Consider the following 12,996-nt stretch of genomic DNA (forward strand, 5'->3'; position numbering starts at 1 on the left):
ATCAGCCCGTCCGGCGTTTGAGGACGCGCCCGCAGGGCGCTCCCGCCGCTGGGGGCACCTCCCAGCGGTAGCTGGGGGAGGCAACGAAACCCGCAGCCGGGGGCCGGGCGCGCCCCGGCGGGGCTGAGGCGCGACGCGGCGATCACGCGTGACCGAACGCCTCGCCCGTGATCAGGAAGTCGCGGGCGAGGCCCGCCTCGTGGAGGCGGCCGAAGAAAGCCCAGCACTTGTTCACCGCGAAGCGGTAGTCGATCACGGCAGCGCCGTCCGCGGACACCCGCACCGTCCCCGTCAGGCGGAAGTCGACCGCGCGCAGCGCGAACCACCAGTCGCAGCGGCCACGCCGCGCGAGCGAAACGGCGCGCCACCCACTGTCGGCGGGGTACGCGGCAGGGGCGCCGCGCCAGCGGGCAAGCGCTTCGGCGCGCCAGCGGGCGAGCTGTTCCTCGGCGGCGGAGCGGACCTCCGGGAGGGCGAGGAGCAGCGCGGCGTCCACCCGGTAGGGCGTGCCCGTGCCGCGCAGATAGTGCCGCAGGGTGGCGGCCGTCTGGCGCAGGCCCAGCGCGGCCCAGAGGGGCGGCAGGGCGCGGCAGACGGCGCGCGTCATCAGGTCGTACGGGCCGGCGGGCCGGTCGGCGAAGCGGGGCGCGGTGCCGCCCGGCGGCTCCGTGTCCGCCCGGCCGCCCGTGCGGCCGAGCGGCCGGGAGAGGTCCGTCTTGCCCATACCGGGACATTAAGGGACCTGCTCGGGAGCCGCCCGTCGAGCGGGGCGGTCAGTCGAAGACAGGGCTCTGGGTGCGCGTGCGCTTCAGCTCGAAGAAGCCGGGGGTCGAGGCGACCAGCAGGGTGCCGTCCCACAGCCGGGCCGCGGCCTCGCCCTTGGGCGCCGGGGTGACGACCGGGCCGAAGAAGGCGACCTGCTCGCCGTCCGCGCCGGGCACCGCGATGACCGGGGTGCCGACCTCCTGGCCGACCTTCTCGATGCCCTCGTTGTGGGAGGCGCGCAGCTGCTCGTCGAAGGCTTCGCTGTAACCGGCCTCCGCCAGCTCCGCCGGCAGACCGGCGTCCACCAGCGCGGCCTCGATCGTCGCGCGGTCGCGCGGCTGGTCCTGCACGTGGAAACGGGTGCCGAGCGCGGTGTAGAGCGCGCCGAGGACCTCCGGGCCGTGCTTGTCCGCGGCCGCGATGCAGACGCGCACCGGCGCCCAGGCCGGGCCGTCGGGGAGCATGTTCTGGCGGTACTGCTCGGGGAGCTCATCCAGTTTGTTCTCGTTGAGAACGGCCAGGCTCATGACGTGCCACCGAACCTCGACGGGCCGTACCTTCTCGACCTCCAGCATCCAGCGCGAGGTCAGCCACGCCCACGGGCACAGCGGGTCGAACCAGAAGTCTGCGACGGTCTTCTCCGAAGCGGTCACGTGAATCTCCTCATGAGAGCTCATCCGAGCTGGTCAGTAGCAGATTCAACATCAGGCCCCGTGCCATCATTCCAGCGTTGTCCAAGATCCGACACAAAAACGGGGAGCCCCTGTGCCCGGTGAGAATCTGACCCGTGAGGAGGCCCGCGACCGGGCCCGGCTGCTGGCGGTGGACGCCTATGAGGTGGCGCTCGACCTGCGGTCCGCGGTGGGCGCGGGCCCGGAAAACCGTACGTTCCGCTCGGTGACCACCCTGCGCTTCCGCTGCTCCGAGCCGGGAGCCGCGAGCTTCGCCGACCTCGTGGCACCCTCGGTCACCGCCGTGACGCTCAACGGCGAGCCCCTGGACCCCGCGGTGGTCTTCGACGGGACGCGCGTCGCGCTGCCCTCGCTCGCCGCCGAGAACGTCCTGGTCGTGGACGCCCAGTGCGCGTACAGCAGGACGGGTGAGGGCCTGCACCGCTTCGTGGACCCCGAGGACGGCGAGGTCTATCTCTACACGCAGTACGAGCCGGCCGACGCCCGCCGCGTCTTCGCCAACTTCGAGCAGCCCGATCTGAAGGCCCCGTTCACCTTCTCGGTGACCGCGCCCGCGGGCTGGACGGTGCTGAGCAACGGCGAGGCGGCGGGCGAGCCCAGGTCCGCCGGCCCTGACGCCGCCACCTGGCACTTCGTGCCGACACGGCCGATCTCGACGTACATCACGGCCGTCGTCGCCGGTCCGTACCACGTGGTCCGCGACCACTACAGCCGCACGTTCGAGGACGGCACGGTCCTGGAGATCCCGCTCGGCGCGCTCTGCCGCAAGGGCCTCGCGCGGCACTTCGACGCCGACGAGATCTTCACCGTCACCAAGCAGGGCCTGGACTTCTTCCACGACCACTTCGACTACCCGTACCCCTTCGGGAAGTACGACCAGGCGTTCGTGCCGGAGTACAACATCGGCGCCATGGAGAACCCGGGGTGCGTGACCTTCCGGGAGGAGTTCGTCTTCCGCGGCAAGGTGACCACGTCCTCGTACGAGCGGCGGGCCAACGTCATCCTGCACGAGATGGCGCACATGTGGTTCGGCGACCTGGTGACCATGGAGTGGTGGGACGACCTGTGGCTCAAGGAGTCCTTCGCCGACTTCATGGGCTCGTTCTCGCAGGTCGAGGCGACGCGCTACGACAACGCCTGGATCACCTTCGCCAACCAGCGCAAGTCCTGGGCGTACCGCGCCGACCAGCTGCCCTCCACCCACCCGGTCACGGCCGACATCCGCGACCTGGAGGACGCCAAGCTCAACTTCGACGGCATCACCTACTCCAAGGGCGCCTCGGTGCTCAAGCAGCTCGTCGCCTATGTGGGCCGGGACGCCTTCTTCGAGGGCGCGCGCCGCTATTTCAAGCGCCACGCCTACGGCAACACCCGCCTTACGGACCTGCTGGCCGTGCTGGAGGAGACCTCGGGCCGGGACATGGCCGGCTGGTCGCGCTCTTGGCTCCAGACCGCGGGCGTCAACTCCCTGACGCCGCTGGTCACCTGTGACGCCGCCGGCCGGATCACCGAGCTGGCGGTCCTCCAGGAGGCCCCGGAGACGCACCCCACGCTCCGCCCGCACCGGGTGGCCGTGGGCCTCTACCGGCGCCACGAGGCCGACGGCGCCCTCGTGCGCTACGCCCGCGCCGAGGTGGACGTCGCCGGGCCCCGCACGGTCGTGACCGAGCTCGCCGGGGCCGAGCGGCCCGAGCTCGTGCTGGTCAACGACGACGACCTCACCTTCTGCAAGATCCGCTTCGACGAGGTCTCGCTGGACACCCTCCGCGGGCACCTGGGCGAGCTCACCGACCCGCTCGCGCGCGCCCTGTGCTGGTCCGCGCTGTGGAACCTCACGCGCGACGGGCTGATGCCCGCCCGCGACTTCACCGCCCTCGTCGAGCGCTTCGCCGGGGCCGAGACCGAGATCGGCGTGCTCCAGATGGTGCAGAGCTGGGCGCAGTCGGCCCTGGTGCACTACACCGCGCCCGCCTCGCGCGACCAGGGCGCGCGGACCCTCGCCGGGAGCGCGCTGCGCGAGCTGCGGCTCGCCGAGCCCGGCAGCGGCCACCAGCTGGCGTGGGTGCGCTTCTTCGCGCAGCTCGCCACCGCGGAGTCCGACCTCCAGCTGCTGCGCGAACTGCTGGACGGGGCCGGGAAGATCGACGGGCTGGAGGTCGACCAGGAGCTGCGCTGGGCGTTCCTCGGCACGCTCGCCGCGCGGGGCGCGGCCGACGAGTCCGCGCTGACGGCCGAGCTGGCCCGGGACAACACCGCCTCCGGCAGGCGGCACCAGGTGCGCTGCCTGGCGGCCCGGCCGTCCGCCGAGGTCAAGGCGGAGGCGTGGGCCGCCGTCGTGGAGTCCGACACGCTCTCCAACGCGCTCGCCGAGGCGACCATCGCGGGCTGGAACCAGCCGGGGCAGCGCCCCCTGCTGGCCCCTTACGCGGAGCGGTACTTCAAGGAGATCGAGCGGGTCTGGCGGGAGCGGTCGATCGAGATCGGGATGGCCGTCGTGCGCGGCACCTTCCCGCTGCTCCAGGGGGACCGGCGGACGCTGGACCTGACGGACGAGTGGCTGTCCGCGCACGAGGACGCGGCGCCCGCGCTGCGCCGCCTGGTGCTGGAGGCCCGCGACGACCTGGCGCGGGCCCTGCGGGCCCAGGAGTGTGACTCGGCCGCCGCCGGGGCAGCCTGACCGCGGCGCGGCCGGGGCCCGCACAGCTCCGGCCGCGCCGTGACGGCACGGGCGTCCGGTCCGGGGGAATCCCTCCTCGGCTCTCGAACGCCCGTACTTTAGGACAGAGTTGTCCGGGTTTGCCTACGGGCCTGTAACACCAGGTTAGAGCCGCCGGGAACAGCGGCACTGGCAGAGCATGAATCACGGAACCCCGCTCTCGCCCCGCCCCCTGCACCACCTGTCGGACGTGCGCCACCGTGTTATGACGGCGCGTCAGCTCCGCGAGCACGGTGTGCCGGGGGCCGTCGTGACCGAACGCTGCCGCCCCGGCGGACCCTGGCAGCAGCTGCTGCCCGGCGTGTTCCTGCTCCGCACGGGGCCCGCCACCAGCGAGGAGCGGCTGCACGCCGCCCTGATGTACACCCTGCCGCGCGCCCAGAGCCTGCCCGCCCAGCCCGGCCCCGGCACGGCGACCGCCGCCGCCCGCCGGGCCGCGGCGGACCCGTACGGCGACGCCATGATCACCGGAATGGCGGCGCTCGCCCTGCACCGCTTCACGTCCGTCCCCCCGCTGCTCTCCCTCGACCACCTCGACGTGCTCGTGCCGCGCACCCGCCGGCTGCGGAGCGCCGGGTTCGCCCGGCTCGTACGGGCCCATGCCCTGCCGCACCCGCAGCGGCTGACGGGCGTCCCCGTCGCGCCCGTCGCACGCGCCGTGGCCGACGCCGTCGCCGAGCTCACGGACGCGTCCACGGTGCGCCGGGTGCTGACGGAGGCCGTGCGCGGCGGGCACTGCGAAGCCCAGGCCGTCGTACGGGAGTTGTCGCGTGCCCGGCTGCTGGGCCGGCCGCACGTGGTGGACGCCGTGGACACACTGCTCGCCGAGAGCCGGGCCGTCGCGGAGGGCAGGCTCTATGACCTGGTGCGCGCGTACCGGCTGCCCATGCCGCTGTGGAACGTGCACCTCCGGCTGCCCGGCGGGCCGTCCCTGGGCGGGGTGGACGCGTTCTGGCCCGAGCACAGCGTCGCGCTGGAGATCGATTCGCGGACCCCGCGCCAGGACGACGAGACGCTGTGGTCGGAGCAGTACCGCAAGCGCGAGCACCTGGAGCGGCTCGGCATCACGGTGGTGCACCTGACGCCGAAGAAGCTGCGGGACACCCCCGAGCAGCAGGCCGCGGTGGTCCGGACCGCCCTGATGGCGTCGGCCGACCGCGATCCCGCCGCGTATCTCGTGGTCCTGCCGCGCTGAGCCGCGGCGGGGCCCGAGGGGGTCAGCGCCTGGGCAGCAGCAGCTCGGTGTTGCGGTCGCCGGCCGCGCCGCCGAGGGAGGTGTCCGAGCCGGGGGCGTTGAAGGCCAGCTCGCGGTAGAGGGAGGCGAGGCCGGTCTGGGAGAGGTCGTGGAAGTCGGTGCGGTAGGGGGCCGCGGACTCGATGAGCGTGGTGAAGAGGGAGACCGTGCCGTCGTGGTTGTCCGTGACCTCGATGATCCGCGCCAGCTGGGGGTAGTCGACGTGGGAGGCGGTGGCGATCTCCCAGAAGGTGCCGCGCGGCCGGATGCGGTTGCGGTGGCTGTGCCCGTTGATCCAGGCCAGGACGTTGTTGTGGCTCTGCAGGAGCTGGATCAGCTCGTTGCCGTCGTGCCGCTCCTCGTCGGGGCGGCGGGGGTCGGGCGTGAGGTTGTCCATGCTCCAGCTGGGGTGGTGGCTGAAGACGAGCGCGTACTTGTCGCGGAACCTCCTCAGCGTCCGGTCCAGCCACAGGAGTTGGGAGGTGCCCAGTGAGCCCTGGTAGTGGCCGCCGGGGTCGGTCGAGTCGAGGCTGATGCCGACGACGTCGTCGGAGACCTTGAAGGAGTAGTAGAGCTCGCCGGATTCGAGGTTGTCGCGGCTGTAGCCGTGGCCCACGGGCCCGTGGCCGGCGTATGCGCGGTCGAGGTGGGCGGAGACGTACTGCTGGGCGGTGAGCGGGACCCGGCGCGGGTCGGGGGTGACGGTGCGCATCTCCTTCTTGTGGGCGCGCAGCAGCTCGCGGATGCGCTCGCCCTTGGGGTCGGCGCCCTTGGACTCGCCGTCCATGAGCCACTTCGCGTCGGCGGCGGAGATGATCTGGAGCTTCTTGTTGCCGACGGCGGCGTCCTGGATGAAGGAGCCCGCGGCGGGGTAGCAGCCGCCGGACAGCAGGTCGTGGTTGCCGAAGGTGGAGTACCACGGGATGTTGAGGCCGGGGCTGTTGACACTGCGGGTGGCGGCGGCGAGATAGCCGTCGATGCGCGGGTAGCCCAGCTGCTTGTCCTGGTCGCGCAGGGCGCTCTCGGGGTGCCAGAAGAGCTTGAGGCCGCTGTTCTGCACGCCTTCGTAGTGCCGCGGGTCGCCGGTGTTGGGGTTCATCCGGCCGCCGCTGAGGGCGGTGAGGAACCACTCCACCTCGATCTTCGCGTTCTCGTCGCCGTTGTCGCCGGTGGTGATGACGAAGCTCAGCGGCGTGCCGGTGGCCGGGCCGCGGCGGACCTTGTTCACGCGCTCGACGAGGGAGACCACCCCGGGCAGCGTGAGCGCCTCGTGCGGGCGCCAGGCGCCGGGCTCCCCGGCGCGGAAGAACTCGTAGCGCAGCGGGTGCTGGACGTCCGTCAGGTGGAGGTCGGTGAACTGGACGAAGCAGGCCAGCGTCGAGCGCCGGTCCTCGCGGCCGCTCTTCCCCGTGGCCAGCTCGGAGCGCGTGACCCGGGGCCAGCCGGGGCCGTCGCCGAGCCGCCGGTAGCCGCCGCTGCCGCGGGGCGCCGCGACGGAGACGAGGGTGGTGCCCGCACCCGTGGGGGCGCCCGCGGCGGCGGCCCCCGCCTGTCTGGCCGAGGCGGCCGCGGCGTCGTTCGGCCCGGTCGCCGCCGCGCGGTCGTCCGATCCCAGGGCCATGCCGATGCCGGTGGCGGTGGTCACGGCACCGGCCGCGGCGAGGAACGTACGGCGGTCGAGGCCGGCGGCTGCGGGCCCGTCAGATCTGCGGTACATATGCGGTCTCCCCGAGTGCGATCGCGAATGCTGGGCTTGACGGCGGTCCTGCGATGCGGTCCGTGCGGTCCTGGCTCCTTCACTGAGGATGGTTGGCAGTGGGGGTGGCGTGGGCGTGAACGCGGCCGCAACGGCCGCCGCCGATCACCTCACATCGATCATGGCGATTGCGAATCGACATACACCACTCGTCCCCTGGCGAGCTGACGCTCACTCAGCGTTCACCCGCGTGGGGAACTCCCGGGCGGCATTGGGCCGCACGATGTCGCCCGTTTGGCCCGCACCCGCCGGACCGCGCGAGACCCCTGACCGGTTCACGGCCTTCGGCACACTTCCTCCCCCGTGGCGCATGGCGGGTTTACGCCACTCTTTCTTTCCCTCACTGACAACTCTCCCCAAACCCCTGTCACTTGCATAAAAGTGATCGGTCACTCGGCTCCGATTTCCGGACGCCCGCTGTACAGCCCGCTCCTGCCGTCAACCCAGCCAGGGATGTTCATGACCCCCGCAGACCTCTCCGCGCCCCTCGGCGGCGCGAGACGCACGCCGTACCGCCTGACCCGAATAGCCACCGCGGCCGCCTTGGTGGCCGCGCTCACCGCGGCGGGCGCCGCCCCCGCGCTCGCCGCGGACCCCTCCCCCGCGCCGGGGCCGAACTCGTCCCCCTCCAAGCTCGGTTCGCACAATGCCGCCCTGCTCGCCGGCGCCAAGGCCGACGGCGACGCGACCGTCACGATGATGATCGCGACCGCTCCCGGGCAGACCGCTCAGGTCGCCGGGAAGCTCGGCGCCATCAAGGGCGCCTCGGTCGGGCAGACCTACGACAAGCTCGGCTACGTCCGGGCCACCGTGCCGACGCCGAAGGCCGACGCCGCGATCGCCGAGGCGCAGCGGCTGGGCTCCGTGCACGGCATCGACCTCAAGCAGGAGATCAGGCTCCCCGACCCCTCGCCGCGCGCCGACGCCGTCCAGGGCGCCCGGGGGAAGGCGGGCTCCTACCCCGGTCCGGGCAAGGACACCCCGGCGAAGAACCCCTACCAGCCGGCCTTCGAGACGGGCGCCGTCGACTTCGTCGAGGACCACCCCGAGGCCGACGGCCGCGGCGTGACCATCGGCATCCTCGACTCCGGCGTCGACCTCGGGCATCCGGCGCTCCAGCGGACGACCACCGGCGAGCGCAAGATCGTCGACTGGGTCACGGCCACCGACCCGCTGGCCGACAAGGACGACACCTGGCTGCCGATGACCTCCGAGGTCACCGGCCCCAGCTTCGCCTTCGGCGGCCGCACCTACACCGCGCCCGGCAACGGCGCCTACGAGGTCGCGCTCTTCCGCGAGAGCGCCACCACCGGCGGCGACATGAAGGGTGACCTCAACCGGGACGGTGACACGACCGACTCCTGGGCGGTGCTCTACGACAAGGCCAGGGGCACCGTCCGCGTCGATCTGAACGACAACGGCGACTTCTCGGACGAGACGGAGATGAAGCCCTACAAGGACGGCTTCCAGGTCGGATACTTCGGCAAGGACGACCCCGCCACCCCGGTCGCCGAGCGCATCCCCTTCGTCGTGCAGATCCGCAAGGACGTGCCGATGGACCCCAAGGGCGGCGACTGGATCGGCAAGAAGGCCGACTTCGTCAACATCGGCGTCATCGAGTCCGAGCACGGCACGCACGTCGCGGGCATCACGGCGGCGAACGGGCTGTTCGGCGGGCGGATGAACGGCGCGGCGCCCGGCGCCCGGCTGGTCTCCTCGCGCGCCTGCACCTGGAGCGGCGGCTGCACCAACGTGGCACTCACCGAGGGCATGATCGACCTCGTCGTGAACCGCGGTGTCGACATCGTCAACATGTCGATCGGCGGCCTCCCCGCGCTCAACGACGGCAACAACGCCCGCGCCGAGCTCTACACCCGACTCATCGACACCTACGGCGTGCAGCTGGTGATATCCGCGGGCAACAGCGGCCCCGGCGCCAACACCATCGGCGACCCCGGCCTGGCCGACAAGGTCATCAGCGTCGGCGCGTCCGTGTCGAAGGAGACCTGGGCCGCGAACTACGGCTCCGAGGTCACCACGAAGTACGCGATGATGCCGTTCTCCTCCCGCGGCCCGCGCGAGGACGGCGGCTTCACGCCCACGCTCACCGCACCCGGCGCGTCCGTCAACACCACGCCCACCTGGGAGCCCGGCGCCCCCGTCAAGGAGGCGGGCTACGACCTGCCGCCCGGCTACGGCATGCTCCAGGGCACCTCGATGGCCTCCCCGCAGGCCGCCGGCGCCTCGGCGCTGCTGATCTCGGCCGCCAAGCAGAGGCGGATGAAGCTCACCCCCGCCGACCTCCGCACCGCGCTGACCAGCACCGCCAAGCAGATCAAGGGCGTACAGGCGTACGAGCAGGGCGCGGGCCTGATCGACATCGAGGACGCCTGGGAGGCGCTGCGCGACCACGCGACCGCGCACACCTACACGGTGCGGGCGCCCGTCTCCACCGCGCTCTCCGGCAAGCTCAGGACCCCCGGCTTCGGCACGGGGATCTACGACCGCGAGGGCGGCCTGAAGCCGGGTGAGACGCGGACGTACGACGTGACCGTCACCCGCACCTCGGGTCCCGCCAAGGCCGTGTGGCACGAGCTGAAGTGGCGCAACAACGACGGCACCTTCAGGCTCGCGAGCCCGGACGAGGTGAAGCTGCCGCTGAACGAGCCGGTGACCGTCAAGGTCAGGGCCAAGGCCAGGACCGCCGGGCTGCACAGCGCGATCCTCACCGTGGACGACGACCGCACCGAGGGCATCGACCAGCAGATCATGACCACCGTGATCGCCGCCGAGCCGCTCGCCGCCCCCTCCCACACGCTCACGAAGTCGGGCAAGGCCGCGCGCAACGCCACGACCTCGTACTTCGTGACCGTGCCGAAGGGCGCGAAGTCGCTGGACGCCGCCCTCGGCGGGCTCGCGGCGGGCAGCCAGACCCGCTTCATCGCGATCGACCCCTACGGCGTACCGGCCGACCCGACCTCCACGGTCAACTGCTACCCGAACTACCCGAACCCGGCGAACACCTGCCGCCCCGAGGGCCGGAGCTACGCGAACCCGGTCCCCGGTGTCTGGGAGTTCGAGGTGGAGTCCCGCCGCACGTCACCGCTGCCGGCGAACCCGTACACCCTGACGGTCACCGCCCAGGGCCTCGGCGCGAGCTGACCTGTGTGAAACCGGCGAGCGCCGGGCGGGCCTGGAAAGGCCCGCCCGGCGCTCACTGTCGCGCTCAGGCAGCGGCCGCGTCCGCGGCCTGTGCCTTCAGGGCGCGCTCCACACCGGCGCGCGACTCGGTGACCAGGCGCCGCAGGGCCGCGTTGGGCTCGGCGGAGGCCAGCCACGCGTCGGTGGCGTCCAGCGTGTCCCGCGAGACCAGCAGGGCGGGGTAGAGGCCGACCACGATCTGCTGGGCGATCTCGTGGCTGCGGCTCTCCCAGATGCTCTTGACCACCGCGAAGTACTTCTCGCTGTAGGGGGCGAGCAGCTCGCGCTGGTCGGTCTGGACGAAGCCGCCGATGACCGCTTCCTGCACCGCGTTGGGCAGCTTGTCGGACTCGACGACCTGCGCCCACGTCTCCGCCTTGGCCTCGGCCGTCGGCCGGGCGGCACGGGCCGCGGCGGCGTGCCGCTCGCCCGCCGACGTCTTGTCGCGCTCCAGCTCCGCGGCGATCGCCCGCTCGTCGGCGCGGCCGGTCGCGGCGAGCCGCTCCAGCAGCGTCCAGCGCAGGTCGGTGTCGACGGCGAGGCCCTCGATCGTCTCCGTGCCGTCCAGCAGCGCCTGGAGGAGGGCGAGCTGCTCGGGCGTGCGGGCGGTGGCCGCGAAGGTGCGCGCCCACGACAGCTGGTGGTCGCTGCCCGGCTCGGCCGCGCGCAGCTGCTCCAGCGCCGCCTCGGTCCAGGTGGCCAGGCCCTTCTCGCGCCAGTCGGGGGCCGCGTAGAGGTCCAGGGCCAGCTTCGTCTGCCGCTGGAGCGACTGGACGACGCCGATGTCCGACTCCTTGGTGATGCCCGAGAGCACCAGCGAGAGGTAGTCGCGGGTGGCGAGCTCGCCGTCGCGCGTCATGTCCCAGGCGGAGGCCCAGCACAGCGCCCGGGGCAGGGACTCGGCGAAGTCGCCCAGGTGGGCGGTGACGACCCGCAGGGACTCCTCGTCCAGGCGCACCTTCGCGTACGACAGGTCGTCGTCGTTGAGGAGCACGACGGCCGGGCGCTTGGTGCCGACGAGGGCCTCGACGGGCGTCAGCTCGCCGTCGACGTCCAGCTCGATGCGGTCGGTGCGCACGAGCTTGCCGCCCTGGAGCTCGTACAGGCCGATCGCGATGCGGTGCGGGCGGAGGGTCGGCTCGCCCTTGGCGCCGGCGGGCAGGGCGGGGGCCTCCTGGCGGACGGCGAAGGAGGTGATGGTGCCGTCCTCGGCGACCTCGATCTCGGGCCGCAGGATGTTGATGCCGGCCGTCTCCAGCCACGCCTTCGACCAGGTCTTCAGGTCGCGGCCGGAGGTCTCCTCCAGCGCGCCCAGCAGGTCCGACAGGCGGGTGTTGCCGAAGGCGTGCGCCTTGAAGTACGCCTGCACGCCCTTGAAGAACTCGTCCTGGCCGACGTACGCCACGAGCTGCTTGAGCACGGAAGCGCCCTTGGCGTAGGTGATGCCGTCGAAGTTGACGAGCACGTCGTCCAGGTCGCGGATCTCGGCCATGATCGGGTGGGTGGAGGGCAGCTGGTCCTGCCGGTAGGCCCACGTCTTCATGGAGTTGGCGAAGGTCGTCCACGCCTGCGGCCACTTCGAGCCCGGCGCGTACGCCTGGCAGGCGATGGAGGTGTAGGTGGCGAACGACTCGTTCAGCCACAGGTCGTTCCACCACTCCATGGTGACCAGGTCGCCGAACCACATGTGGGCCAGCTCGTGGAGGATCGTCTCGGCCCGCGCCTCGTACGCCGCGTCCGTCACCTTGGAGCGGAAGACGTACTGGTCGCGGATGGTGACCGCGCCCGCGTTCTCCATCGCGCCCGCGTTGAACTCCGGCACGAACAGCTGGTCGTACTTCGCGAAGGGGTAGTCGTAGGCGAACTTCTCCTCGAACCACTCGAAGCCCTGGCGCGTGACCGCGAAGACGGCGTCCGCGTCGAGGAACTCCGCCAGCGACGGACGGCAGTAGATGCCCAGCGGGATGCTGTGGCCGTCCTTCTCGTAGGAGCTGTGCACGCTGTGGTACGGGCCGGCGATCAGCGCGGTGATGTACGTGGAGATCCGCGGGGTCGGCTCGAAGCGCCAGACGTTGTCGGCCGGGCGCTCGGGCGTCGGCGAGTTGGAGATCACGGTCCAGCCCTGGGGGGCCTTCACGGTGAACCGGAACGTCGCCTTCAGGTCGGGCTGTTCGAAGGAGGCGAAGACGCGGCGCGCGTCCGGCACCTCGAACTGCGTGTAGAGATAAGCCTGCTCGTCGACCGGGTCGACGAACCGGTGCAGACCCTCACCGGTGTTGGTGTAGGCGCAGTCCGCCACGACCTTCAGCTCGTTGCGCCCGGCGAGCAGGCCGGGCAGCGCGATGCGGCTGTCCGCGAACACCTCGGCCGCGTCCAGCGCGGTGCCGTTCAGCACGACCTCGCGCACGGCCGGCGCCACCAGGTCGATGAACGACTCCGCGCCCGCCTCGGCCGCGTCGAACCGCACCAGGGTCTCGGAGCGGTACGTGCCGCCCTCCTGCGCACCGGAGAGGTCGAGCTCGATCTCGTACGAGTCGACGGTGAGCAGCCGCGCGCGCCGCTGCGCCTCTTCGCGGGTCAGATTCGTTCCAGGCACCTGGGCATCTCCTTCTGCATTGCGACGTTCGCGCCA

At 72.0% G+C, this 12,996-nt stretch carries 7 protein-coding genes; 3 read left to right on the plus strand and 4 right to left on the minus strand.

Annotated features, from left to right (window positions below; genetic code table 11):
• Positions 1–142: 142 nt before the first annotated feature.
• Both ACZ4A5_RS03700 and ACZ4A5_RS03705 read right to left on the minus strand, forming a co-directional pair.
• A complete protein-coding gene (locus ACZ4A5_RS03700) occupies positions 143–724 on the minus strand; it encodes a hypothetical protein (protein WP_467578038.1) in 582 nt (193 codons plus the stop codon).
• Between the two features lie 49 nt (positions 725–773).
• A complete protein-coding gene (locus ACZ4A5_RS03705; RefSeq protein ID WP_467578040.1) occupies positions 774–1,418 on the minus strand; it encodes a mycothiol-dependent nitroreductase Rv2466c family protein in 645 nt (214 codons plus the stop codon).
• 112 nt (positions 1,419–1,530) lie between these two features.
• Here ACZ4A5_RS03705 and pepN (ACZ4A5_RS03710) point away from each other — a divergent pair, with 112 nt between their 5' ends.
• Both pepN (ACZ4A5_RS03710) and ACZ4A5_RS03715 read left to right on the plus strand, forming a co-directional pair.
• Complete coding sequence (gene pepN, locus ACZ4A5_RS03710; RefSeq protein ID WP_467578042.1) at positions 1,531–4,134, plus strand: aminopeptidase N; 2,604 nt, start codon at positions 1,531–1,533, stop codon at positions 4,132–4,134.
• A gap of 178 nt (positions 4,135–4,312) precedes the next feature.
• On the plus strand, positions 4,313–5,368 hold the full coding sequence (locus ACZ4A5_RS03715) for a hypothetical protein (protein ID WP_467578044.1): 1,056 nt from the start codon (positions 4,313–4,315) through the stop codon (positions 5,366–5,368).
• Between the two features lie 22 nt (positions 5,369–5,390).
• Here the strand turns inward: ACZ4A5_RS03715 and ACZ4A5_RS03720 are convergent, their stop codons facing one another.
• On the minus strand, positions 5,391–7,124 hold the full coding sequence (locus tag ACZ4A5_RS03720; RefSeq protein ID WP_467578046.1) for a TIGR03767 family metallophosphoesterase: 1,734 nt from the start codon (positions 7,122–7,124) through the stop codon (positions 5,391–5,393).
• A 498-nt stretch (positions 7,125–7,622) separates the two neighbouring features.
• On the opposite strand from ACZ4A5_RS03720, the gene ACZ4A5_RS03725 reads away from it, so the two are divergent.
• Complete coding sequence (locus tag ACZ4A5_RS03725) at positions 7,623–10,325, plus strand: S8 family serine peptidase (RefSeq protein WP_467578048.1); 2,703 nt, start codon at positions 7,623–7,625, stop codon at positions 10,323–10,325.
• Between the two features lie 64 nt (positions 10,326–10,389).
• Here ACZ4A5_RS03725 and pepN (ACZ4A5_RS03730) read toward each other — a convergent pair whose 3' ends face one another.
• A complete protein-coding gene (pepN, locus tag ACZ4A5_RS03730) occupies positions 10,390–12,960 on the minus strand; it encodes an aminopeptidase N (protein ID WP_467578050.1) in 2,571 nt (856 codons plus the stop codon).
• Positions 12,961–12,996: the final 36 nt, after the last annotated feature.

It is taken from the genome of Streptomyces sp. NPDC025618 (assembly GCF_055558795.1).